At 71.7% G+C, this 21,820-nt stretch carries 22 protein-coding genes, 1 tRNA gene and 1 pseudogene; 10 read left to right on the top strand and 14 right to left on the bottom strand.

Annotated elements, in window-relative coordinates; genetic code table 11:
- The first annotated feature begins 74 nt into the window (after nt 1-74).
- Nucleotides 75-1,748: an alkaline phosphatase D family protein gene (locus ACIBK6_RS00170; RefSeq protein WP_399047429.1), complete on the top strand. Its 1,674-nt coding sequence runs from the start codon at nt 75-77 to the stop codon at nt 1,746-1,748.
- Between the two features lie 83 nt (nt 1,749-1,831).
- Nucleotides 1,832-2,284 carry a DoxX family protein gene (locus tag ACIBK6_RS00175; RefSeq protein ID WP_399047431.1) on the top strand — a complete coding sequence of 151 codons (453 nt, stop codon included), beginning with the start codon at nt 1,832-1,834 and terminating at the stop codon, nt 2,282-2,284.
- A 145-nt stretch (nt 2,285-2,429) separates the two neighbouring features.
- Here the strand turns inward: ACIBK6_RS00175 and ACIBK6_RS00180 are convergent, their stop codons facing one another.
- Complete coding sequence (locus tag ACIBK6_RS00180; protein ID WP_399047433.1) at nt 2,430-2,993, bottom strand: superoxide dismutase family protein; 564 nt, start codon at nt 2,991-2,993, stop codon at nt 2,430-2,432.
- 216 nt (nt 2,994-3,209) lie between these two features.
- Here ACIBK6_RS00180 and ACIBK6_RS00185 point away from each other — a divergent pair, with 216 nt between their 5' ends.
- Nucleotides 3,210-3,845: a DedA family protein gene (locus ACIBK6_RS00185; protein ID WP_399047435.1), complete on the top strand. Its 636-nt coding sequence runs from the start codon at nt 3,210-3,212 to the stop codon at nt 3,843-3,845.
- Nucleotides 3,846-3,918: 73 nt separating this feature from the next.
- On the opposite strand, the gene ACIBK6_RS00190 is transcribed toward ACIBK6_RS00185, so the two are convergent.
- Nucleotides 3,919-4,149 (bottom strand): DUF2277 domain-containing protein, encoded by a 231-nt coding sequence (locus ACIBK6_RS00190; RefSeq protein ID WP_399047436.1) that lies wholly within the window; start codon nt 4,147-4,149, stop codon nt 3,919-3,921.
- A gap of 112 nt (nt 4,150-4,261) precedes the next feature.
- Here ACIBK6_RS00190 and ACIBK6_RS00195 point away from each other — a divergent pair, with 112 nt between their 5' ends.
- The gene (locus tag ACIBK6_RS00195) at nt 4,262-4,675 is read left to right on the top strand and encodes an RNA-binding S4 domain-containing protein (RefSeq protein ID WP_399047437.1); all 414 of its coding nucleotides are present in this window, start codon (nt 4,262-4,264) and stop codon (nt 4,673-4,675) included.
- Nucleotides 4,676-4,804: 129 nt separating this feature from the next.
- On the opposite strand, the gene ACIBK6_RS00200 is transcribed toward ACIBK6_RS00195, so the two are convergent.
- Nucleotides 4,805-5,380, bottom strand: a complete 576-nt coding sequence (locus ACIBK6_RS00200) for a DUF1990 family protein (RefSeq protein ID WP_399048413.1) — start codon at nt 5,378-5,380, stop codon at nt 4,805-4,807.
- Between the two features lie 312 nt (nt 5,381-5,692).
- Nucleotides 5,693-5,890: a hypothetical protein gene (locus ACIBK6_RS00205; protein WP_399047438.1), complete on the bottom strand. Its 198-nt coding sequence runs from the start codon at nt 5,888-5,890 to the stop codon at nt 5,693-5,695.
- Nucleotides 5,891-6,202: 312 nt separating this feature from the next.
- Here ACIBK6_RS00205 and ACIBK6_RS00210 point away from each other — a divergent pair, with 312 nt between their 5' ends.
- Nucleotides 6,203-7,426, top strand: a complete 1,224-nt coding sequence (locus ACIBK6_RS00210) for a multiprotein-bridging factor 1 family protein (protein ID WP_399047439.1) — start codon at nt 6,203-6,205, stop codon at nt 7,424-7,426.
- A gap of 487 nt (nt 7,427-7,913) precedes the next feature.
- Here the strand turns inward: ACIBK6_RS00210 and ACIBK6_RS00215 are convergent, their stop codons facing one another.
- A complete protein-coding gene (locus ACIBK6_RS00215; RefSeq protein WP_399047441.1) occupies nt 7,914-8,075 on the bottom strand; it encodes a hypothetical protein in 162 nt (53 codons plus the stop codon).
- A gap of 174 nt (nt 8,076-8,249) precedes the next feature.
- On the opposite strand from ACIBK6_RS00215, the pseudogene ACIBK6_RS00220 reads away from it, so the two are divergent.
- Nucleotides 8,250-8,555 (top strand): annotated as a pseudogene (locus tag ACIBK6_RS00220) (transposase); the annotation flags it as partial.
- 143 nt (nt 8,556-8,698) lie between these two features.
- On the opposite strand, the gene ACIBK6_RS00225 reads toward ACIBK6_RS00220, so the two are convergent.
- Together ACIBK6_RS00225 and ACIBK6_RS00230 are read right to left on the bottom strand one after the other, a co-directional pair.
- Complete coding sequence (locus ACIBK6_RS00225) at nt 8,699-8,986, bottom strand: hypothetical protein (protein WP_399047443.1); 288 nt, start codon at nt 8,984-8,986, stop codon at nt 8,699-8,701.
- Nucleotides 8,987-9,509: 523 nt separating this feature from the next.
- Nucleotides 9,510-9,581 (bottom strand) — tRNA-Val (locus ACIBK6_RS00230).
- A 193-nt stretch (nt 9,582-9,774) separates the two neighbouring features.
- Here ACIBK6_RS00230 and ACIBK6_RS00235 point away from each other — a divergent pair.
- The 3 genes from ACIBK6_RS00235 (at nt 9,775) to ACIBK6_RS00245 (ending at nt 12,935) form a co-directional block, all read left to right on the top strand.
- Entirely contained in the window at nt 9,775-10,539 is a 765-nt protein-coding gene (locus ACIBK6_RS00235) for a DUF4097 family beta strand repeat-containing protein (protein ID WP_399047444.1), read from the top strand.
- Nucleotides 10,540-10,850: 311 nt separating this feature from the next.
- A complete protein-coding gene (locus tag ACIBK6_RS00240) occupies nt 10,851-12,212 on the top strand; it encodes a hypothetical protein (RefSeq protein ID WP_399047445.1) in 1,362 nt (453 codons plus the stop codon).
- A gap of 204 nt (nt 12,213-12,416) precedes the next feature.
- Entirely contained in the window at nt 12,417-12,935 is a 519-nt protein-coding gene (locus tag ACIBK6_RS00245) for a DUF4383 domain-containing protein (protein ID WP_399047446.1), read from the top strand.
- 94 nt (nt 12,936-13,029) lie between these two features.
- Here the strand turns inward: ACIBK6_RS00245 and ACIBK6_RS00250 are convergent, their stop codons facing one another.
- The 5 genes from ACIBK6_RS00250 to ACIBK6_RS00270 form a co-directional block, all read right to left on the bottom strand.
- A complete protein-coding gene (locus ACIBK6_RS00250) occupies nt 13,030-13,242 on the bottom strand; it encodes a zinc ribbon domain-containing protein (RefSeq protein WP_399047448.1) in 213 nt (70 codons plus the stop codon).
- A 285-nt stretch (nt 13,243-13,527) separates the two neighbouring features.
- Nucleotides 13,528-14,187, bottom strand: a complete 660-nt coding sequence (locus ACIBK6_RS00255) for an O-methyltransferase (protein ID WP_399047449.1) — start codon at nt 14,185-14,187, stop codon at nt 13,528-13,530.
- A gap of 51 nt (nt 14,188-14,238) precedes the next feature.
- Entirely contained in the window at nt 14,239-15,054 is an 816-nt protein-coding gene (locus ACIBK6_RS00260; RefSeq protein WP_399047450.1) for an HAD family hydrolase, read from the bottom strand.
- A complete protein-coding gene (locus ACIBK6_RS00265) occupies nt 15,051-17,531 on the bottom strand; it encodes a phosphoribosyltransferase (protein ID WP_399047451.1) in 2,481 nt (826 codons plus the stop codon). Before ACIBK6_RS00265 ends, ACIBK6_RS00260 begins: the two co-directional genes overlap by 4 nt.
- 25 nt (nt 17,532-17,556) lie before the next feature.
- Nucleotides 17,557-18,720, bottom strand: coding sequence for an HpcH/HpaI aldolase/citrate lyase family protein (locus tag ACIBK6_RS00270; protein WP_399047453.1), 1,164 nt, complete (start codon nt 18,718-18,720; stop codon nt 17,557-17,559).
- A 210-nt stretch (nt 18,721-18,930) separates the two neighbouring features.
- Between ACIBK6_RS00270 and ACIBK6_RS00275 the strand changes: the two genes are divergently transcribed.
- Nucleotides 18,931-19,698 carry a TerD family protein gene (locus ACIBK6_RS00275; RefSeq protein WP_399047454.1) on the top strand — a complete coding sequence of 256 codons (768 nt, stop codon included), beginning with the start codon at nt 18,931-18,933 and terminating at the stop codon, nt 19,696-19,698.
- Nucleotides 19,699-19,716: 18 nt separating this feature from the next.
- Here ACIBK6_RS00275 and ACIBK6_RS00280 read toward each other — a convergent pair whose 3' ends face one another.
- Nucleotides 19,717-20,451: a Tellurium resistance gene (locus ACIBK6_RS00280; RefSeq protein ID WP_399047456.1), complete on the bottom strand. Its 735-nt coding sequence runs from the start codon at nt 20,449-20,451 to the stop codon at nt 19,717-19,719.
- A 153-nt stretch (nt 20,452-20,604) separates the two neighbouring features.
- The gene (locus ACIBK6_RS00285; RefSeq protein ID WP_399047458.1) at nt 20,605-21,747 is read right to left on the bottom strand and encodes a DUF475 domain-containing protein; all 1,143 of its coding nucleotides are present in this window, start codon (nt 21,745-21,747) and stop codon (nt 20,605-20,607) included.
- Nucleotides 21,748-21,820 lie beyond the last annotated feature (73 nt).

Below are 21,820 nucleotides of genomic sequence, written 5' to 3' on the forward strand. Positions count from 1 at the left end.
ACGGCAGTTGAAACCTGTCGTACCCCCGCGTCGTTCCGTACCGTACGAACGAACCGGCGACGGAGGGGGCACACATGGCCGGGCTTCGCCTGGGGCCGCTGCTGCGCTACGTGGATCCGCACGGGGCGGCCACGGTCTGGGTCGAGACGGACCGGCCCGGCACGGCGCAGGTGCGCTGCGCCGACGGCGCGTCCGGCGCCTCCCGCACGTTCCAGATCGAGGGGCACCACTACGCCCTGGTGCCGGTGAGCGGGCTCACTCCGGGCGCCACCACGGCGTACGAGGTGCTGCTCGACGGCCGGACGGTCTGGCCGCCGCCCGAATCCCGCTTCCCGCCGAGCACCATCTCAACCCCGGCGGCCGGTGACGCGGAGCTCCGCATCACGTTCGGCTCCTGCCGCCGCGCGCCGAACCTGAACGGCACGGACGCGCTGGACACCCTCGCCGCGCGCCTGGCGGCCGACCCCGGGGCCGAGCGGCCCGACGTACTGCTGCTCCTGGGCGACCAGGTGTACGCCGACGCGGTCTCCGCGGACACCCGCCGCTGGCTGGCCGCGCGCCGCGATCCGCGCGACGCCCCGGGCGCCGAGGTCGCGGACTACGAGGAGTACACCCGGCTCTACTACGAGTCCTGGCTCGATCCGGAGGTGCGCTGGCTGCTGTCCACCGTCCCCAGCTGCCACCTCTTCGACGACCACGACGTGATCGACGACTGGAACACCAGCGCCGCCTGGCTCGCGGGGATGCGCGCCACCCCTTGGTGGCAGGAGCGGGTGGTCAGCGGCCTGATGACGTACTGGGTCCACCAGCACCTGGGCAACCTCTCCCCCGCCGAGCTCGACGCCGATCCGCTGTACGCGGCGGTGCGGGCCGCGCCGGACGGCACGGAGGCGCTGCGTTCCTTCGCGGCCCGCGCGGACGCGGATCCGGCGGGGGTGCGCTGGAGCTACCGGCGCGACTTCGGCCGCACCCGGCTGCTGATGGTGGACACCCGGGCGGCCCGCGTCCTGGAGGAGGGGCGGCGGGCGATGCTGGACGAGGGCGAGGCGAAGTGGCTGGAATCGCAGGTGCTGGGCCCGGCGGGCGCCTGCGACCACCTGCTGATCGGGACTTCGCTGCCCTGGCTGCTCCCTCCGCTGGTCCATGACGCGGAGCGCTGGAGCGCGGCGCTGTGCGCGGGCGCCCGCGGCCGGCGCTGGGCGCGCGTCGGCGAGGTTCTGCGGCGGCGCGCCGATCTGGAGCACTGGGCCGCGTTCCCGGCCTCCTTCGGCCGCCTCACCGAGCTGATCGCCCGCGCGGGGTCGGGTCCCGGCGCCCCCGCCTCCATCAGCGTCCTGTCCGGTGATGTGCACCACGCATACGTGGCCCAGCCCTTCTGGCCACTTTCGGCGCCCCAACCCGCCTCCCGCATCGCCCAGTTGACCTGCTCGCCGATCCACAACTCCGTTCCGGCCCCGCTGCGGGCCGGATTCCGCTTCGGCTGGAGCCGGCTCGGGCGCCGGCTCGGGCGCGCCCTGGCCCGGCACGGACGGGCGGGGCGGCCGGTCCTCGGCTGGCGCCGCACGGGCGGACCCTGGTTCGGCGACCAGCTCATGACGCTCACCCTGCGCGGCCGCTCCGCGCGGTTGCGGCTCGATCAGGCGCGGCGCGGCCGCAAGGGCCCGGCCCGGCTCACGACCGTGATGGAACGCCTCCTCACCCCCGACGGCTCTCCTGACTCAATTCACCCGGCCGAAACAAGACATTAAGAATGTTGAACTTGCAAGCACTAGTGAGGGCTGCCTAACCTGGGGGCTCCCGTCGGTCACGTCCCCAACCGAAGGAGCCCCCCATGGCCTCCCCCACCCTCGATACCGAGCGCGCCCGCCCCTACGCGCTCGGCCTGTTCCGCATCGTCATCGGCCTGCTCTTCGCCTGCCACGGCGCCGCCTCGCTGTTCGGCGTCTTCGGCGGCGCGCAGGGCGGCGGCTCGATCCCCGCGGGCACCTGGCCCGGCTGGTACGCCGCCGTGATCCAGCTCGTCGGCGGCATCCTGGTGATGTCCGGCCTGTTCACCCGCCCCGCGGCCCTGGTCTCCTCGGGCTCGATGGCGTACGCCTACTTCAGCGTCCACCAGTCCGCCGCGCTGCTTCCGCTGCAGAACGGCGGCGAGGCCTCGGTGATGTACTGCTGGGCCTTCCTGCTCCTCGTCTTCACCGGTCCCGGCGCGCTCGCCCTCGACCAGGTCCTGGGCGCCCGCCGCACCGCCCCGGCCGCCGAGCAGCGCGAGACCGTCGCCGCCTGAGCCTGCGCCAGGGGGTGTCCGGTGGGCCAGGGTCGCCCCCGGCCCTGACTCACCGGACACCCCCAAGACTCAACTCCCTTTCCGCTGCCTGGAGTTCAGCCGCCGAACTCCGGGCAGCGGCATGCCGTCACCCGGCAGGACGCGACTACCACGCCGACTTGAACGGCACCGTGAAGCACGCGAGCCGGTCGCCCTTGCCGCCGGGCTCGCCATGGATCACCACCGAGTTGGCCTCACCCGGCCGGAACCCCCAGGCGTGGTGCGCGACCGCGGTGCCGTCCCCGTGCGCATCGGGCGTGAAGTCCAGCCACACCTCGTTCGCCGCGTCCGGCGCGGTGACCGCGGTGGCGGGCCGGTGACGGTAGTGGTCACCCGCGTCACCGGGCTTGCTGCCGCACTGAGCCCGGTGCACATGCACCCCGTACGCGTGCCCGGGCACCAGCCCGCGCACCCGCAGCTTCACGGTGGTCCCCTCTCGTCCGACCGGCGCCGCCCGCTGCTCGACCTGGATCCACGCCCCGGCCGGTACGAGATCCATGCGGTACGTCACCGCCGGGGACGGGACGAACGCACCGGGCGGGGCGAACCGCGCCTCGGCCCGCAACCGGGCGGGGCGGGGGCCAGCCGGCCCGCTCCCGTCCGCACCCTGGCCGACCGCGCCACCGGCGAACACCGCCAGGGCCGCGACCCCGGCCTGCACCGCAGACATCCTCGACACCATGCTCTCCACTCCTCACGATCACCCCCACTCCGCTTTCTCTGTGCTGTAACACCAGCCACCCCCGAGGGAAACCCAGCCACCCCTGAGAGAAACCTCGAGAGGCCCGCGCGTACGCTGTACGGCTGTACCGCCGCCCCTGCCGCTGCCCCGCGACAACGCGGTATTCACCGTCCCGGGGAGCCGAGAAGACGCAGAGGAGCGAACGTGCTGGAGAGTGTGGGGGCGCTGACGTCCGGCCCCTGGATCTACGCCGTGGTCACGCTCTCCGTCCTGCTCGACGTCTTCCTTCCCGTGCTGCCCAGCGGGGTGCTGGTGATCACTGCGGCCACCACGGCGGCCGGCTCGGCGGACACCGCGGGCGCCGGGGCCGCCGCGGCGACCGGGCACACCGACCTGCTCGCCCTCGCCGCCTGCGCCGCCGCCGCTTCCGTCCTGGGCGACTTGGTTGCGTACCGCCTCGCGCTGCGCGGCGGGGCCCGCCTTGAGCGCGCGATCGCCCGCTCCCGCCGCCTGACGCGGGCGCAGGAACGACTCGGCACCGCGCTCAGCCGGAGCGGCGGCGCCCTCGTCGTCATCGCGCGCTTCGCCCCGGCCGGGCGCTCCGTCGTCTCGCTCGGCGCGGGTGCGGCCCAGCGCAAGGTGCGCGAGTTCCTGCCCTGGTCGGCGCTGGCGGGCGTGGCCTGGGCGACGTACAGCGTGGGACTCGGCTACTTCGGCGGCCAGTGGCTCGGCGCGACCTGGCTGGGCACGGCGGTGTCGGTGTTCGCCCTGTTCGCGGCGGGGGGCCTGGCGGCGTACGTCATGCAGCGCCCGGCCGCGGCAACGGCGACGGCTTCCTGAGACCGGGCGCCTCCGGCTCCAGGCGGCCCGGTCCTACGCCGGCTTCCTCGCCGGAGCGTCGGGCGGCTCCGCCCTACGCGGGCTTGCTCGCCGGAGCGCCCCGCACCTCTAGCCCGGCCAGCAGTTCCCGCGTCGCCTCGGCTATCTCGTCCACCGCGCGCTCGAACACCTCCCGGTTGTGTGCGGCGGGCGCCCGGAAGCCGGACACCTTGCGCACGTACTGCAGGGCGGCGGCCCTGATGTCGTCCTCGGTGGCCTCCTCCGGCATGGCCGGCGGCCTCAGCGTCTTGATGCTTCTGCACATGACCCCAGTGTGACCGACACCACTGACAACGCCCCCGCCACGGCCGAAGGGCGCGGCCGAAGGGCGCGTAAAACCGGGGGGATCCGGGGCGGGCGGCGTCTAGAGTCGGAGCATGGCGGAAGCAGCGAACGGCACCAGCACCGGGCCCGTACGCGTCGACAGCTGGATCTGGTCGGTCCGGCTGACCAAGACGCGCTCCCAGGCCGGCACGGCCTGCCGGGCTGGACATGTCCAGGTCAACGGCGAGCGCGTGAAGGCGTCCCACCTGGTGAAGGTCGGCGACGAGGTGCGGGTGCGCATGGACGGCCGGGAGCGCGTCGTCAAGGTCAGCAAGCTGCTGCGCAAGCGGGTCGGCGCCCCCGTCGCCGTCGAGGCGTACATCGACAACAGCCCGCCGCCGCCCGCCCGCGCGGACGTCCTCGCGGCCGGTGTGCGCGACCGGGGCCTCGGTCGGCCGACCAAGCGCGACCGGCGCGACATGGAGCGCCTGCGGGGCCTCGCGGAGAGCCGCCGCACCGCGGGCTGAGCCGGGCCGCGAGGTGGGCCGGGCTGCGGGCTGAGCCCGGCCGCGGGGTACTCGTCGACGACGTGGTCCGCGACGGCGTGCAGCACCGCCGAGGGCCACTTGGCCAACTGCTCGTCCCCGCGCGGCCGGTCACCACTCCACCGTGCCCCGCCGGACGGCCGCGGCCACTCCCCGCAGATACCGCCGGGTGGCCAGGTCCTGGAGGAGCCGCGTGACGGGCCCGCCGAGCCGCGCGTACCAGGCGGCGGGCCGCGAGAAGGCGGCGACCTCGAACCATACGAGGCCGTCGGCATCGCGCCCCACGACGAACGACTCCTCCCCGCATTCGGGGTGGCCGGGCAGGGTGCCGTACGCGAATCCGATGCGGTCGGCGGCGCGTACGGTCCACACCACCCGGCACGGGATGATCAGCCTGGGCCACGGCAGCCCCGGGATCCGCAGCAGGACCAGCACGGTCGCGCCGGGCACGGCGGGCGTACGGGGAAACACCCCGAACCCGGCGCCGGTCTGAGTGCCCCAGGCCAGCACGTGCGCCCCGGCCCGCTCGAACACCTCCGGCCCGCGCCCGACCGGGATCCGCCGCCGGAACACCCGGTACCCGGCGGGCAGCATCCGCCCATCGGTGGCACCGACCTCCGGGTAGCCCGGCTCCGCCGCACAGGCACGCGCGTACGCCGCCCGCAGACTCCGCATATCGACCACCATCACGGGGCCATCCCTTCATCCCCCACCAGAATCCCGCGCGCACAACGCACGCCACCGCACCCGAACTCCCAAGCCCCCGCAGCCCCGTGGAACCGGTGCAGCCTCATCCCGCACAGGGGTTACTTTTCAGCCAATCACAGGCGTAATCTCAGCCATCCGGCGGCGTCCTCCCCGCTCCTGGCCCCCGCCGGACCCCGGCGCCGAGCGTTTCCCCGAGCGCGCTGCGGCACCGGCCGAGAAGCCCCGTCCCCACCCCGGCGGGGCTTCCCGCTGCGTGGCGTTCGGCCAGCCCAACCAGCCTGGCCGGCCGGGCTAGTTGGTGAGCCAGAGACTGTGGTCGACACCGGGGCGGCGGTCCTCGTACGGGTCATCCGGCGGCTCAGGGTCCGGTCGCCTTTCCAGGCAGCGGGCGCAGATCCATCCTTCGTCCTCCTGGATTCCGTTGGCCGTGTCGTCCCCGCAGCCGGAGCATTGACGACGTCCGGGGTAGCCGGTGAAGCATGCGCTCATGAGTGGACCTCCTGGCGATTACCTTGCGCAGTCGGACCCGCCGGGGCAACCCACGCGTCATGGGCTCCGCCGCGACGTCCCTCGATCCGCCGACCCGCCGATCCCCTGATGCGCCGATCGGCTGATCCGCCGGGACTCGGCCGGCATCGGCAGCCGGGCTCCGCGACGACGGGCCGGGGTCTGGATCGAAGGGCGCCGATCAACGATGGGGCCCCTTGTCCGGCCTCGGACCGGGCAGGGGGCGCCGTCGTCATCTCCCCTTCCCTGAAGGGGAGTAGCGTTCTGAATGTCTAGGTCAGAACGGAGTTCAGCATGCCCGATGCGAACGACACCACGGCAGAGACCACGTCCACCTTCGCCCAGCGCGTACGCCGTGCACGGGAGCGCAAGGGGATGACCCGCGCTCTGGCCGCTGCACGAGTCGGCCGCTCCTATGAATGGTGGAAGGCGATCGAGACCGGCCGTCTGCGCATGCCGCGGCTGCCCATGCTGATGCGGTTGGCCGACGTCCTCGACGTCTCCTCGCTCGCCGAACTGACCGGCAACGGCCGTGTCACCGCGTCCTCGTACAGCAACACGGCCCACCCGTCGTTTCAGCGGATCAAGGACGCGCTCACCACCTACAGCATCGGCGTACCCGACGAGGAGCCGCAGACCCCCGAGGCACTGGCCGCCCGCGTCCGGCACGCCTGGCAGCTCTGGCACGGCATCGGCGACCACCGCACCCACGTCGCTGACGTACTGCCCGCGCTGCTCGGCGACCTTCAGTACGCGGCCCGGACCTGGGACGGCACACAGCGGCGCCGCGTCCAGGTCGAACTCGCCCAGGGCTACCACCTTGCCCAGCTCTACCTCTCGTTCCAGCCGGCGCCCGAACTGGTCATGCTGACCGGCGACCGGGCCATGGCCGCAGCGCAGGACGCCGACAGCCCGCTCGCCGTCGCAGGGGCCGCCTGGTACATGAACCACGTCTACCGGGACGCCGGGGAGGCGCACGAAGCCCGTGTCGAACTCGCCATGAAGGCTTCCGAGTTGCTCCGCGAGGACAGAGGTGACGAGGAGCTGGCCCGCTGGGGGCTGCTCCACCTTGCGGCTGCTCTGTCGTACGCCAAGGTCGGCGAATCAGGTAGCGCGGAGTACCACTGGGGCAAGGCCGACGAGGCGGCAGTGAAGCTCGGCGCGGCCTACTCGCACCCGTGGCTCATCTTCGGCCGAGGCATGGTCGACGCGTACCGGCTGACGATGAACGTGGACCTGGTCCAAGTCGGGTCCGCGGCCGGCCTGAGTGTTGAAGGGATGCCGTCGGCAACCCGCCGGGGCTTTCACGCGATCGAGCAGGCGCGTGCGTACGGGCTCGCCGGCGAGGACATCGCCACGGTGCACTTCCTCACCGAGGCCAACAAGATCAGCCCCGAGACCGCGCGTTACAACGTCTTCGCCCGAAGCACGGTCGCCGATCTCGTCGAATCGGGCGCGGCCGCGATCCGGCCGACCGCACGTGCTCTGGCGCGGGACTGGGGAGTTCAGGCGGCGTAGGTACAACCTGTACCCGCACTCAAGGCGGTACGTCCTGTACCCATCACCTGGGGCACACGCCTTTACGGTCGGTCTGAAGCTGACACCGACCGAGGGGCATGTCCTGTGCGACCTGCAACCAGTGCTGAAAAAGAGGCCGTTGCCTCCTGGCTCGCCGCCGGCCTCAACCGGCCCGGCGACGCACACCGGCAGTGGCAGGACGGCCACATCGCCGTACTGGCGCTACGTTGGCGTACCCCGCGTCGGCGACGACGAGCCGGAGGTCCCTTTAGGTCGCTTATTTCGCGTGCCCTGACTCGTCACCCCGGCTACGGTGATCACTGTCCAGGTGCGCAGGCAGCGGTTACTTCCGGCTGTTGCGGGTTCGAGTCCCGTCGTCGACTTCGGGTCGGCGTAGCTCAACTGGTAGAGCACCACCTACCGCAGCCGACTTTGATCTCTGGACACCATCGTGGCCCCTGCTGCCTTCGGGCGGCAGCGGCTTCCCTTACGCGCGCCTCCAACTGCCCAGGGCTCCCCAGCCGAGCAGGCAGCTCATGGCCAGATCACCGATCATGCCCACGGCGTTGGTGTTCTTCGTGGCGCTTATGAGGGCTCCGACAGTCCCCAGGGTGAGGAGCAGGGCGAGCAGGACCCAGAAGAAGCGCATGACGACCCCCGTTGGTTGGCGATGGCGCCAACTTAGGTTACGGGGAAGGGGATTCGGGAGACCATTCCCGGTCTGGCCTGCGATTCTGCGAGCGGGGTCTGCGGTGCGGGCACTCTCACGCAAGGGATCCCGGGCCCGCCCGGTGAGGTTGGGCCCCTTGCTGTGTTCAGGCGTGAGCTGCGCGAGTTCATCCAGCAGCGTCTCGAACTGCGCTGGAGCCCGGAACAGATCTGTCACGCTCTGCGGGCCGCCTTCCCCGACCAGTCGGAGATGTACGTGGTCCACGAGACGATCTATCAGGCCCTCTACGCCCAAGGTCGCGGAGAGCTCCGCCGTGAACCGAACCGGGCCTTGCGGACTGGGCGGACCATGCGCCGGCCGCACCGGCATTCCAACAAGCGCAAGGTCCGCGCCGTCACCGGCATGGTGATGATCAGTGAGCGCCCCGCCGAGGCCGCCGACCGGACCGTCCCCGGTCACGCTGACCCGGGACCAGGGCTCGGGGTGGCACCGCGCAAAACGCTCGGCTGGGAACCCCCAGCCGAGCGCCTGCTCAAGCTACTTGTGATCTGATCAGACACCTACGTGCTGCAACGGTCTCTCGGATCCACCAGCCACCGGCGTCACTTGGTCCTGCCCAACAGACACCCGTCCTCCCCCGGGGTGTTGGGAAGGTCAGCTGAGGTCCAGGCGACGTAGACCATCTCCCTGCCCAATGTCTCTGCCTCCGCCTTCGTCAGGTAGTCGGGGCCCTTGACGCAGCGGCCGGAGGAGGTGTCCCAGACGCCCCCGACTCGGGCAATTTTGCTGTACTCGGGTCCAGGGTCGGCTTGCGCGGAGGCGGCAGACACCGCCAGCAGCGCGACCGCGGCAAGGGCGCCGAAGGCAGGGGCGGAGCGTCGAATGTTCATGACTGGCTTAACGGCCAGACAGAGGAAGCGTCACCCGTGGCCGTCGAGGCGAAGGTCCAAGGCAGTGCTGTCGGCTGGAGAGCCCAGCCGACAGCCTACCTGAACTGCTCGCAGCCTCATCAACCGACCACGTGGTGCAACGACCCCTCGAATGCGCCCCACCCCGAAGGGCAACCGCCGGGCCCGCCACGGCACAACGAGCAATACGCGCCCCTGCTGCGGCTCGCAGCGGCATGCGGAGTACCTGGGGCTCGGCACCTACCCGGGGGCGCCCGCGCCGAAATCGTCAGCCCTGGCGAAGAGTTGGGAGGGTACTGGGCGGTCCCTGTGTCGCGGCCGGGCGATCTGCCGGAACGAGCGGCTGCCGCTCGCTCGGCGGGACTGAGTCGGGAGGCTCAGCGGGGTTTCCTCCCGCCGCGCCGCTGACTCACTGCCGCACGGTGGACTTCGATCACGACGAAGGCCCCCCAGCCGATCACGACTGAGGGGCCAAAACAGGCTTTCACCTGCACATATCTCACTGTGGGCGTGGACGGTTTCGAACCGCCGACATCTGCTTTGTAAGAGCAGCGCTCTACCCCTGAGCTACACACCCGTGGATGAGGGAACAGCCTACACGGCCCGCGGTGTGGAGCCGCACACCAGAGCGCGGGGGTGGGGCCGCACAACGGAATCCGGGGTGGGGGTAGCCCCACCCCGGATTCGGTGGCGGGCGTCAGGGCGCCGGGAGACGTGGGCTCCGTACCGTGAAGGGGACGGGCATCGAAACAATCGGGGGAACAACCACCATGGCACTTCACTGGCGTACCGCGCTGCTTGCCGCAGGCGGTGCCGGACTGCTCGCGGTCGCTCTCACCGGGTGCGGGAACGCCGACGCGGCGGACGCGCCCGTCGAGCACAAGAACTTCCCCCTCGCCGGGAAGACGCTGACCATCGAGGCCGATGACTCGACCCTCGTCGTGACGCCGGCCGATGTGAAGGACGTCGAGGTGTCCCGCCAGGTCGACGGGTGGGTCGTGCTCGGCAGCGGGCCGGACCCCAGCTGGGCGCTGAAGGACGGCAAGCTGAGCCTCAAGGTGAAGTGCGACGGCGTGATCAACAACTGCGGCGCCCGGCACGAGGTGAAGATTCCGCGCGGGGTGGCCCTTACCGTCACCGACAACGACGGCCGGGTCGAGGCCAGTGGCTTCGACACCCCGCTGAAGATCACCTCCGACAACGGCCGGGTGACCGTCAAGGACTCCTCCGGCCCACTGGACCTGACCTCGAACGACGGGCAGATCAGCGGCCAGGGGATCCGGTCGAAGACGGTGCGGGCGAGCTCCGACAACGGCCGAGTGGGGCTCGCGTTCACGGTCGTTCCGGACAGCGTGGACGCCAGGAGCAACGACGGCAGAATCGACATATCCGTACCGAAGGACACCTACAAGGTCGACGCCCGGTCGGACAACGGCAGGGTCAGCGTCGGTGTGGACCGCTCCGATTCCAGTACGCACGTGCTGACCGCGCGGAGCGACAACGGCCGGGTCACCGTGCGGGACAACGGGAGCTGAGCTCCCACCCGGTGCAGCCGTGAACTGGCCAGGCGGGAGCCGAGGTCCCGCCCGGTGCGGCCATGAATTGACCGGCAGGGAGCCGAGGTCCCGCCCGGTGCGGCCATGAATTGACCGGCAGGGAGCCGAGGTCCCACCCGGCCCAGCCGCGGACTGACCGGGCAGGAGCTGAGATCCCACTCGGTGCGGCCGTGGACTGACCGGGCGGGAGCTGAGATCTCGCCCGCAGCCGTGAACTGACCGGGCCGTGTGTTCGTCCTTACCTGGTGGGAGAATGGACCGGGCAGGGCGACACAGCACGGGAGAGGGATGTGACGGCGACACACGCGCGGCCGTACAGCAGAGCGGGTGCCACCGTCCGGGACGTGCTGGCGCTGATGGCGTTTCCCGTGGTGCTCGGCGCCGCGGTGCTGCCGGGCGCCTTCGCCGGGGGCGGTACGCGCCGCTGGTTCGGCGGGCGCGGCGAAAGCGTGCGCGCCGACGCCCAGGCCGCCAAGGACGCGGCGGCGGCGGCGTTCTACGAACTCGACACCGCCCAGCGCGATCTGCGGATCTCGATCGAGACGATCACGGCCGTGGACAGCTCGCCCGGAGCCCGCCGGGCGATCGACGACTTCGCCGCGCTCGGGCGCCGCATCGACGAGGTCAGCAACCAGTACATCACCGCCGTCGACGCCCATGACCTGGACCGCGACGACCTCGACGCCTCCGTCGCCGCCCGGGCCCGGGCGGAGCTGACGGCCGCCAAGGACGAACTCGTACGGGCGAAGGCCGAGCTCGACCGCTTCGAGCAGAACCTCCGGCCGCTCCTCGACACCGCCGAGACGCAGCTCGCCCGGCTCGCCCCCGCCGTCGAGCGGGCCCGGCACGCACTGCTCGGCGCCAGTACCGCGCTGGACGCGGTGCGCGCCTCGGGGCTGCGCGCCGACGAGCTCGCGGCGCGGCTCGCCCAGCTCGGGCCCGAGCTCACCAAGCTCAACCAGGGCGCGGGCCGGCACGGTGTGCCCGAGACCCTCCAGCGCGCCGACCGGGTGGTGCGCGACGCGGAGGCTGTGCGGGCCGAGGCCGAGCAACTGCCCGCCCGGGCCACCGAGATCGACCGCAGACTCGTCTCGCTGCGAACCCGCGCCCAGGCGCTCACCACCCGGGCCGGCACCGTCGATCCGGTGCTGAGCGAGCTGCGCCGCAGGTTCTCGGCCGCCTGCTGGCAGGACCTCCAGAACGTTCCGGAGCAGGCCGTCGCCTCCGTGCGGCAGGCCGAGGAGAAGCTCAAGGAGGCGGCCAAGGCGCGCGCGGAGCAGCGCTGGGCCGATGCGACGGCGCGCCTCACCACGGTGCGCGAGTTGCTCAACTCCACGGACGAGGCGGTCTCGGCCGCCGGTGACCGGCTGCGCCGGCTCAATGACGTGGCGAAGGACCCGCAGCAGGAGATCCAGCGGACCCGGTTCGCGATCCGGGACGCCCAGCGCCTGGCGATGTCCGGCCGCAACACTCCGGATCCGCGCCACGCCAGGCCGCTGGACGATTCGGTGGCCCGCGTGGAGCGCGCGATCGCCACGCTCGACGGCAGGCACCCGGACTACTGGCACTTCCTCACGGAGACCGAGGCGGTGCGGCAGGCCGTGGCGCGGGTGGTGGCCCAGATCCGCGAGGACCGCGGCCACGGCGCCTGAGAGCCCGCACCACACCGCCGAGGCCGTACCGGCGCCGCCGAGGCCGCCCCACCTGGACCCGCTCCGCTCTGTCCGGCCCCGCCCGGACCTGTCAGGACCCGTCCTGAACTGGCCTGACTCCGGTTGATTTGTTACGTGTCCGACCGGGGCGGATCCTGGGAGTACGTACGCCATGCGTGCCTACGGGATGAGGAGGGCCCCACCATGGCCGCCACCCACACGATCTCCCAGCGCCTCCACCACAGCCGGGTCTCGCTCAACGAGCATCTGCCGGTCGACCATCGCCTCAGCCGCGTCTACCGCTTCGGTGCCGGGATCATGGGGCTCTTTCTGCTCGTCTTCGGCATCCTCGGCCTGATCCACCAGATCGGGTTCTTCGACACCGGTGGCGACAAGGTCGCCGGACTCAACACCAACGGCACGCTGAGCGTGCTGTCCATCGTCGTCGGCCTGCTGCTCCTGTTCGGGATGGCCAAGGGCGGCAACTTCGCCTCGACCCTCAACATCACGCTCGGCATCCTGTTCCTGATCAGCGGGTTCGTGAACCTCGCGCTGATCGGCACCCCGCGCAACTTCCTGGCCTTCGGGATGCAGAACGTGCTGTTCAGCTTCGTGGTCGGGCTGCTCCTGATGGTGTTCGGGATGTACGGGCGGGTCACCGGCTTCCTGCCGCACGACAACCCGTACTGGAAGGCGCGCCACGAGCCCCACGACGAGATGTAGGCGCCGTCCCCCGCTCGGCCTCCCCCCTGCGCGCCCGCTGGCGGCTGCGGGCCGTGCGTGGCGGTCGCGCAGTTCCCCGCGCCCCTTGCGGGGCCTAGCCGCAGCGGCCGCCTCCGCAGCAGCCGCCGCCAGCGGCGGGCGGGGCGGGGGAGGGTTTGGCGGAGCCGCCCACGGCCACGGTGGAGAGCAGCTTCACCGTGTCGTCGTGGCCGACCGGGCAGGTCGCGGGCGCGGCGGACTCGGCCATCGGGCGGCTGAGCTCGAACGTGTCGCCGCAAGAGCGGCAGCGGTATTCATAGCGAGGCATGGCCCCAGGGTAGGGGGTATCTGGGGCCGAGGGTCCAGCCACATACGGCCCGCAGCTACCCACCCACAGGCACCCCCCAGGGGCGCGGGGAACTGCGCGCCCAGCCACGCACGGCCCGCGGAAACCAGATCGCCCGTCCCGCGAGCCGGCCCGCAGCTACCCGACCACGCTCCCAGCGGAGCTGGCCGCCAACCCGACCCCGCCACCCAGCAGAGCTGACCGCCAACCCGAGCGCGCCCCCCAGCGGAGCTGACCCGCACCCCACCCCCCGCCCCCAGCGGAGCGCTACCGCTTGCGGGACAGTGTCAGGCCGTCGGCGACCGTCAGCATGACGCTGTCCATCCGGGCGTCCTTGGCCACGTGGTCGTTGAACGCCTGGATCGCGGCGGGCGCACCCTCCGCCTCCGGGTCGAGAACCATCCCGTGGTAGAGCACGTTGTCCGTGGCGATCAGCCCGCCGGCCCGCATCCGGGGCACCAACTCCTCCCAGTACGCGATGTAGTTGGCCTTGTCCGCGTCCAGGTAGGCGAAGTCGATGTGCGGCTCGCGGGGCATCGCCCGCAGGGTGTCCAGCGCGGGCGCGATCCGCAGTTCGATGCGCTCGGCGACCCCGGCCTTCGCCCAGGCCTCCTGGCCGTACGCCGTCCACTCCTGCGACACGTCGCAGGCGATCAACGTGCCGTCGGCCGGCAGCGCCTGCGCCATCGCCAGGGCCGAGAAGCCGGTGAACGTCCCCACCTCGACGATGTGCCGGGCCCCCACGAGCCGTACGAGGAAGGCAAGCAGCGGCGCCTGCTCCTCGGCCGACTGCATGCCCGCCTGGTCCGGCAGCCGGGTGTACGTCGTCTCCACCAGCTCCTGCTGCACCGCGTCCAGCGGAGGGTTGTGGGCCAGCATGTAGGCGTACAACTCGTCAGTGATCTTGGTGGTGTTTCCTTTGCTCATGCGGCGACCGTAACCCGGCCCCGGCGGCCCGGAGGGATTTTGCGCAGGCTCTCAGAGCGCGACGCGGGCCAGGAAGCGGCGCAGGATCTCCTCGCCGGCCAGCACTCCGCGCGCCGCGAGGGCTTCGGTGCCGGGTGCCTGCCAGCCGGCCTCGGCGAGCTCGCCGTGGCCCGGCCGCCAGCCCTGGTCGGCGGCGAGCAGAAGGTCGGCGTCGAGGAGCGAGTCCCCGGCGGCCAGGGTCAGTTCGGCGCCGGTGCGGCGGGCGACCTCGCGGACCGCGGCGCTCTTGGTGAGCGGCTTCGGCACCGCGTAGACCTTGCGGCCCTGGAGCGAGACCGTCCAGCCGCGCGGCTCCGCCCACGCGGCGAGCTCCTTGACCCAGCCGTCCGGCAGCAGCTCCCGCTCCACGACGAGATACCCGAAGAGGTCCTCGGCGACGCGTTCCTTGCGCAGCCACGCCGGGTCGGCGACGGCCCGCAGATGGGCGCGCACCTCGCCGAGCGGGACGCACTCGGCGGCGATGCGGCCCGCCACCCGGCGCGCCCAGTCCGGATCGGACACACCGTCCACGAGCAGGTGGCCGCCGTTCGCGCAGATCGCGAACTCCGAGGGCGGGCCGGGGAGTTGGATGCGCTGGTACTGCTTGCGGGTCCGGGTGGTGGCGGGCACGAAGACGGCGGCCGTCTTCAGCTCGGCGAGCAGCCGGGCGGCGCGCTCGGTGACGTACGAGAGGGGCTTGTGCTCGTGCACCTCGACGCAGAGCAGCCGGGGCGCCAGGGGGTCGGGCATGGTGAGGTCGAGGGCCGCGGCCGAGTAGATCAGGGTGCGGTCGAGGTCGCTCGCGACGAGCGTGCGGGGGGTGCTCATCGGGCCGCCACCGCCCGGCCGTCGGCGCCGGTGGCGCCGCGGGTGAACCGGGGGTGGATCAGTCCGACACAGCTGTACGGCAGCCCGTCCACCTCCTCGACCGGTACGCCGCGCTGTTCGGCGAGCAGCCTGACGTGGTCGAGGTCGGCCCCGGAGCCCCGCCCGGCGAGGATCTTCCAGGGCACCCGGCGCAGCAGCACCCGGGTGGTCTCGCCGACGCCGGGCTTGACCAGGTTCACGTCGTGGATGCCGTACTCCTCGCTGATCCGCTCGACGGCGGCCCAGCCCTCCCAGCTCGGGGTGCGGTCGGTGTCCCGCAGGGCCTTGGCCTCGTGGTCCACCTCGTCGGCGACCTCGCCGAAGCGGGCGGAGACGGCATCGAGGAAGTCGGCCGAGACGTCCGCGCCGGCCAGTTCGCGGTAGAACTTGGCGCCGTGGAAGTCGCCGGGGCCGATGAGGTCCTGGCGCAGCACGGTGCGCGAAATCAGCCCGGAGACAGTGGAGTTGAGGCAGGCCGACGGGATCAGGAAGTCCTCGCGGGTGCCGTACGTCCGCACACAGGAGCCCGGGTCGGCGAGCACGGCGATCTCCGGATCGAAGCCCTCGAACTCCGGGAACTCCCTTATCGCGTCGGCGAGTTCGCGGGTGATGGCGCCCTTGCCCGTCCAGCCGTCCACGAACACCACGTCGGCGGGGTCGTGGTGGGCGGCGAGCCAGCGCAGCGCGTTGGGGTCGATGCCCCGGCCGCGCACGATGGAGACGGCGTAGTGCGGCAGGCCGAGGCCGTGGCGGTGCTCGGCCCAGCGGCGCATCAGGACGCCGACGGGGGTTCCCGCGCGGGCGAGCGAGACGAGCACCGGGTGGGGCGTCCGTTCGGCGAGGACGGTCTCGGTCACCACACCGACCGCCCGCGCGATCCGCCCGGCCGAGGCGTCGAGCGCGGCACGGAACAGCTCCTGGTACTGCGGGCTCGGCTGGTATTCGACGGGCAGCGACTCCGCGTAGTGGGCGCCGCCGCTCTGGATGGCCTCCTCGCGCTCCTCCGTCGGGGCTTCGAGCTCCACCTTGGAGAGGTCCTTCAGGAGCCACCCCACCTCGTCGGGCGCGTAGGAGGAGAAGGCGGGACCGCGCAGCGGCTCGGGCATGGGGGCACCTTCGGGTACGTACGAGGGCAGCACGGCGAGCACGACGTGCGGCACGTGGGCGCCGAGCCGGGCCAACAGGCCGTCGGGGGCGTGCAGTTCGGGGGTGTCGGCGACCGAGTCCACGATGGCGACGACCGCGTCGAAGCCGTTTCCGGCGACGTTGTACGCATAGCGTTCGCCGGGCCCGTCGGCCGGGTCGTCGTGTGCGGGAAAGACGAGGCGGGTCCGGATGGCGTACCCGGGATCGTCCACCGCCAGGACCGGCGAGCGGGTGGTGGTGGAGTACCGCACCTCGGCCCCGCCGAGCTCTTCGAGAGCGAGGGCGAGCCGGAGCGGCGCGTACATCAGCTCCTCGAAGCCGAGGACGAGGACGCGGCGGGGGGCCTTGGGGGTGGACTCGGGGGCGGACTCGTCCAGCGCCGCCGCCAGGCGGGCCGCCATGCCCGGCAGGGCCGCCTCCAGCCGCGCCCGGTGGGCCGGGGTGAAGCCGTGCCGGGCGGCGTCGGGGAGGCCCTCGGGCCAGCGGAGGTCGACCCTGCGCGCAGCCGTCCCGCCCCAGCTCGGCGGCGCCACCCGGGGGCCCGGCACGCCGCTCTCCCGCTGAGCGCCGCTCCCGTAAGGCGCGGGCGCCGCCTCGTGTTCCGCGACCAGCGCCCGCCCCTTCTCCAGTACGCCCTCCGGCAGCCGCACCGTGCCGGACACCGACGCCACCAGGTCGACCCGGGCGCCGGTCTCCGCAGCGAAGGCGACGAGGCGGTCGCGGTCCTCGGGGGAGCGCATGTCGACCAGGGCGACGATCACGTAGTGGTCGCGCGGATGGCGGGCGTGGAGGTCGCGGATGGTGTTGAGGACCGTGTTGCCGGTCGAGAACTCGTCGTCCACCAGGACCAACGGGCCGTCGCCCGCGAGCAGTCGGGGATCCTCGGGCAGCAGCAGGTGCGAGGTGGCGTGGGAGTGGGACTCCTCGAAGCCGCCCGCCGCGGCCACCCCCGCGACCGGTCGCCGGGTGGAGTGGAGGCAGGGGGCGAGGGCGAGGCCGTCGGCGACCGAGTGGCCGAGACCGGTCGCGGTCTCCGCGTACCCGAGCACCACCGCCCGCCCCGCCGCCTCGTCGCCGAGCAACTCCCGCACGCGTACGCCCAGTTCGCACCCGGCACGCCACACCACCGAGGGCCGCTGCGGCACGTGCTTGCCCAGCACGTTGGAGACCAGCAGGTGTGCGCGCTTCGGGTTGCGGCGCAGGGCGAGCCCGAGCAGTCCGCTCAGCCGCTCGTCCCCGACGAGCTCGACTCCCAGCCGCTCGGCCACCCACGTTCCGGACCACTCAACCACGTCGCTGTGTCTCTCTGTTCGTTCGTCAGCCGGCCAGGCCGGCCGCCAGCAGGTCCACGAAGCCGATGTCCTGCGCGGCGACGCCGAAGACCTCCGCCCGCAGCAGGGTGCGCTCGGCCCAGGCCCGGTGCGGCTTCACCTCGTTCATCTTGTTCGTGTACGCGGAGCGCAGCACCCCGCCGCCGTCCCGCTCGGGCCGCAGGATGTCCTGGGCGTCGCTGAACTCCTCGTGGCTGACCACCGACAGCGCGTGCACGGGCACCACGTGGCTGGGGTGGATGCAGGTCTTGCCGAGCAGCCCGTTGGCCCGGTCGAGCTCGATCTCGCGGAGCAGTCCGTCCAGGTCGTGCTCGATCAGCGTGGTGCGCAGTTCCTCGGCGCGGCCCTCCAGGAAGGGGCTGCGGCGCAGCTGGGGCTTGAACATCCGCTCCTGGAGCCGGAAGTACTCCCACACGGGGCCGGTGATGGTGAAGCCGCTGCCGTCGGCCCGTCCCAGCAGGTTCACCACGTCCCCGATGACACCGGCCACGATCTGGACGTCGTACGCCGTCATCTCCGGCGAGCGGCGCAGTCCGTAGGCCGAGCAGAAGTCGGTGACGCCGAGCCGCAGGGCGAGGATCCGCTCGCGGTACTTCTCCACGGTGCGCGCGATTCCGGCCAGCGTCTCGGCCCGGGTCTCCAGATGGAGCAGCTCGGGCGATTCCAGGACGGGCATCGCGAAGAGCCGGCGGCCGCTCGCGGACTCGGCCCCGGCGAGCGCCTCCAGGAAGGGCAGCCCGCGCTCCTCGGTGAACTTCGGCAGCACGAATCCGGAGAGCAGCCGTGCCGAGGCGCCGAGGCGGTGCACAAGGTCCGGTATCTGGAGCGGCTCGCGGACCCGTACGAACAGCAGCGGGGCCTCCTCGCCGTGGGCGTCGAGATCGGCGAACTGGTGGACCAGATTGGCCTCGGCGGCCACCACCTCGGCGTCGTCTATCGAGTCCTCCAGGCACAGCACCATGGAGGCGACGCCGCGGCGGGCCTGCTTCAGCACGTCGTCGGCGAGCGTCGGCCGGGTCGCCGGGCTGTACAGGGTGGCCCCGAGGGCCGCCGACAGCACGCGGGCGGGAGAGCCCGCGGTGAATTCGCAGGGCTCCTGATGGAAGAGGTTCTTCCGCGCAGCCGGCGGGACGTGCCCGAAATGCCGCATACATATCCCCCGTACTGCCAGGGCGTCCGAGACTTTGGATGGCCGGTAATAGTACGTAGGAACACGTGTCAAGAGTTCCCCAAATCCATGAAATCCAGGTAACTCGTCTGCGTCGCCGGGTCGGCCTGGGTCCGGCGGGTGCATCACGGGACGTAACCGACCAGGCCCCCGCGTTGTCCGCGGGCGCCGTGGGGAGGCAGGATGACGGGCATGACGCACGCGATGCTGAAGGGATCGAACGTCCCGCTGGAGGCCCTGGCCGTGCGGGCCGTGCTCCGCTGGTCGCCCGGCTCCGACGTCCCGGACGTGGACGCCTCGGCGCTGCTGCTCGGCGGCGACGGCAGGGTGCGTTCGGACGAGGACTTCGTCTTCTACAACCAGCCGCGCCACCCCTCGGGCCTGGTGCGCCGGCTCCCCAAGAAGGTCGTTGCCGAGGCTCTCACCGACACCATCGAGGCCGATCTGGCCGCGCTCGACCGGTCGGTGGACCGGGTGCTGATCACCGCGTCGTCGGACGGCGCGACCTTCCGTGCCGTACGCGATCTGCGGATCCTGCTGTTCGACGCGGCGGCGTCCGGGGCCGAGCCGGTCGCCCTGTTCGATGTGCGGCCGGAGACCGGCGAGGAGACCGCGATCATCTGCGGCGAGCTGTACCGCCGGGGCGAGGGCTGGAAGTTCCGCGCGGTGGGCCAGGGGTACCCGACCGGTCTGGTGGGTCTGGCCACCCAGTACGGCATCTCGGTGGACGAGGACGGCGAGAGCACGGACAGCGGCCGGAATGCGCCCGGTGCGCCGTCCGTGCCCCGGCCGCATCCGCAGCCGGCGGCCCAGCACGCGTACGGGTACCCGCAGCCGGCCCCGCCGGCCCAGCCGCCCGTACCGCAGCCTTCGTACGGCTATCCGCAGCCCGCGGCGGCGGGCGGGCCCGACGCCGGGTTCGTGCTGCCGCCCATGGGGCCGCAGTTCGTCCGGCAGTAGGGCGCGGGGGCCCGGGCCTCAGGCCTTGGTCTTGTAGCCGCGGCCCCATTGCAGCCCCCAGCCGTACAGGCGGTCCAGCTCGGCCTGGAAGCCGTACACGAACTTCACCTCGCGCCGCACCACCATGTCGCCCTTGACGTTCTCGATGGAGACGACCGCGCAGGAGCGGGCCTCGGGGGCGCGCTCGTCGAGCTCGATCTCGATGCGCGGGCCGTTGCTCGGGTAGAGCGTCACCTTGGCGTGGGTGCGGTCGAAGGCCGGGGTCTGGTCGTAGATGTAGACGAAGATCAGCAGCCGTTTGATCTCGTCGCGGTGGTCCAGGTTGACGAAGATCGTCTCGCCGGACGCCGAGCCGAAGCGGTCGTCGCCGCTGCACTCCACGTACGGCGGCTTGTTGGTGGCGCCGAAGAAGTTGCCCAGCGGCTGGACCACGCCCTTGGTGCCGTCCTGGAGCTCGTACAGGCAGCCCAGGTCGAGGTCGACGTTGACCATCGACTGGGTGTGCCCCTGGACCATCTCCGGTTTGAAGTACTTGAACGGGTGGCGCAGCAGCCGCCCGCCCTCGTCGGGTTTGCCTCCGAAGTCCGAGGTCCGCATCCGCCAGGACAGGTTGACCCGCAGGCTGCCGGTGTTGGCGCCCTGCTTCCCGAGCGAGACCGTGTTGTGCCGCCGGGTCAGCTCGATCGTGTTGGTCGCCGCGCTGCCCGAGTCGAACTGTGAGCTCCTGCTCCGCAGGCCGTCCCAGAACGCCATCTCGCCCCACCCCATAGGTCCGTGAACTTTCCCCGCACAGAAAACGGCGGGGCGGCCGGTGAGGCCGAGGCCTCGTGACCGCCCCGCACAAGAGCGTTCCGCAATCGGCGGCGGATCACACGCCCGCGGACGTGGGCTCCGGGAGCACCGGGGTCACACCCCGGAGCCCACTTCCGCCTGTTCGCTCACATCGCCGTCGCCCGTCGCCTCGATCCGCCGGTTGCGGCGGACGGAGGACCAGAAGGACCAGGCGATCAGGATGACGCCGACGAGGCCCGTGATGACCTCGTTGATCTCGTACTGGATGGTGACGAGCAGGATGACGGCGAGCGCACCGATCGCGTAGTGCGCACCGTGCTCCAGGTAGACGTAGTCGTCGAGGGTGCCCTGGCGGACCAGGTAGACGGTGAGCGACCGGACGTACATCGCGCCGATGCCGAGGCCGAGCGCCATCAGGACGATGTCGTTGGTGATGGCGAAGGCGCCGATGACCCCGTCGAAGGAGAACGAGGCGTCCAGGACCTCCAGGTAGAGGAACATGAAGAACGCGGCCTTGCCGGCCATGGCGACAGCAGAAACCTTGCTGCCGGTGCGCTGGGCCGCTTCCTCCGCCTCGTGCTCGCGCTCCTCGTCCTCTTCGAGCCGGTTCTCGAAGTAGCCCGAGAGCCCGCCGACGACGAGGTAGGTGATGAGGCCCGCGATGCCGGAGATCAGTACGGTCTGCGCCTTGTCGGCGTGCGTTCCGCCGTGCTGGTGGGCCTGGGTCGCGAACGTCATGGAGGAGACGAGCAGGACGAGCAGGGCGATGCAGACGGACAGCATGTCGATCTTGCCGAGCTTGGCCAGCGGGCGCTCCAGCCAGGCGAGCCACTTGACGTCGCGGTCCTCGAAGATGAAGTCGAGGAAGATCATCAGCAGGAACATGCCACCGAAGGCGGCGATCGACGGGTGCGCGTCGGTCACCAGCTGCTGGTAGCGGTTGGCGTCGTTCAGCGCCAGATCGACCGCGTCGATGGGGCCGATCTTGGCGCTGATCGCGACGATGACGACGGGGAAGAGCAGCCGCATGCCGAAGACGGCGATGAGCACGCCGACCGTGAGGAAGATCTTCTGCCAGAAGGCGTTCATCTTCTTCAGGATCCCGGCGTTGACCACCGCGTTGTCGAAGGACAGCGAGATCTCCAGGACGCCCAGGATCGCGACGACTCCGAACGCGGTCCAGCCCCCGTAGAGCACGGCCAGGGCCAGGCCGATCGCGGTGATCGCGAACGACCAGCCGAAGGTTTTCAGAAGCACTGACTTCCCCATCGTGTAGAGCGGGCCGACCCGACGTAGAGCGGGTCCCCCCGCACCGCGCACGGCTTTACGC

This window comes from Streptomyces sp. NPDC050485 (assembly GCF_044458185.1).
In the GTDB taxonomy this organism is placed as follows: Bacteria; Actinomycetota; Actinomycetes; order Streptomycetales; family Streptomycetaceae; genus Streptomyces.

Coding starts and splice junctions, on each gene's coding strand:
- ACIBK6_RS00260 (WP_399047450.1), bottom strand. CDS start 15,054: ATGAGCACCCCCCGCACGCTCGTCGCGAGCGACCTCGACCGCACCCTG.
- ACIBK6_RS00245 (WP_399047446.1), top strand. CDS start 12,417: ATGGCCGCCACCCACACGATCTCCCAGCGCCTCCACCACAGCCGGGTC.
- ACIBK6_RS00200 (WP_399048413.1), bottom strand. CDS start 5,380: ATGGTGGTCGATATGCGGAGTCTGCGGGCGGCGTACGCGCGTGCCTGT.
- ACIBK6_RS00225 (WP_399047443.1), bottom strand. CDS start 8,986: ATGAACATTCGACGCTCCGCCCCTGCCTTCGGCGCCCTTGCCGCGGTC.
- ACIBK6_RS00210 (WP_399047439.1), top strand. CDS start 6,203: ATGCCCGATGCGAACGACACCACGGCAGAGACCACGTCCACCTTCGCC.
- ACIBK6_RS00195 (WP_399047437.1), top strand. CDS start 4,262: ATGGCGGAAGCAGCGAACGGCACCAGCACCGGGCCCGTACGCGTCGAC.
- ACIBK6_RS00215 (WP_399047441.1), bottom strand. CDS start 8,075: ATGCGCTTCTTCTGGGTCCTGCTCGCCCTGCTCCTCACCCTGGGGACT.
- ACIBK6_RS00270 (WP_399047453.1), bottom strand. CDS start 18,720: ATGCGGCATTTCGGGCACGTCCCGCCGGCTGCGCGGAAGAACCTCTTC.
- ACIBK6_RS00255 (WP_399047449.1), bottom strand. CDS start 14,187: ATGAGCAAAGGAAACACCACCAAGATCACTGACGAGTTGTACGCCTAC.
- ACIBK6_RS00205 (WP_399047438.1), bottom strand. CDS start 5,890: ATGAGCGCATGCTTCACCGGCTACCCCGGACGTCGTCAATGCTCCGGC.
- ACIBK6_RS00235 (WP_399047444.1), top strand. CDS start 9,775: ATGGCACTTCACTGGCGTACCGCGCTGCTTGCCGCAGGCGGTGCCGGA.
- ACIBK6_RS00175 (WP_399047431.1), top strand. CDS start 1,832: ATGGCCTCCCCCACCCTCGATACCGAGCGCGCCCGCCCCTACGCGCTC.
- ACIBK6_RS00170 (WP_399047429.1), top strand. CDS start 75: ATGGCCGGGCTTCGCCTGGGGCCGCTGCTGCGCTACGTGGATCCGCAC.
- ACIBK6_RS00180 (WP_399047433.1), bottom strand. CDS start 2,993: ATGTCTGCGGTGCAGGCCGGGGTCGCGGCCCTGGCGGTGTTCGCCGGT.
- ACIBK6_RS00280 (WP_399047456.1), bottom strand. CDS start 20,451: ATGGCGTTCTGGGACGGCCTGCGGAGCAGGAGCTCACAGTTCGACTCG.
- ACIBK6_RS00190 (WP_399047436.1), bottom strand. CDS start 4,149: ATGTGCAGAAGCATCAAGACGCTGAGGCCGCCGGCCATGCCGGAGGAG.
- ACIBK6_RS00275 (WP_399047454.1), top strand. CDS start 18,931: ATGACGCACGCGATGCTGAAGGGATCGAACGTCCCGCTGGAGGCCCTG.
- ACIBK6_RS00250 (WP_399047448.1), bottom strand. CDS start 13,242: ATGCCTCGCTATGAATACCGCTGCCGCTCTTGCGGCGACACGTTCGAG.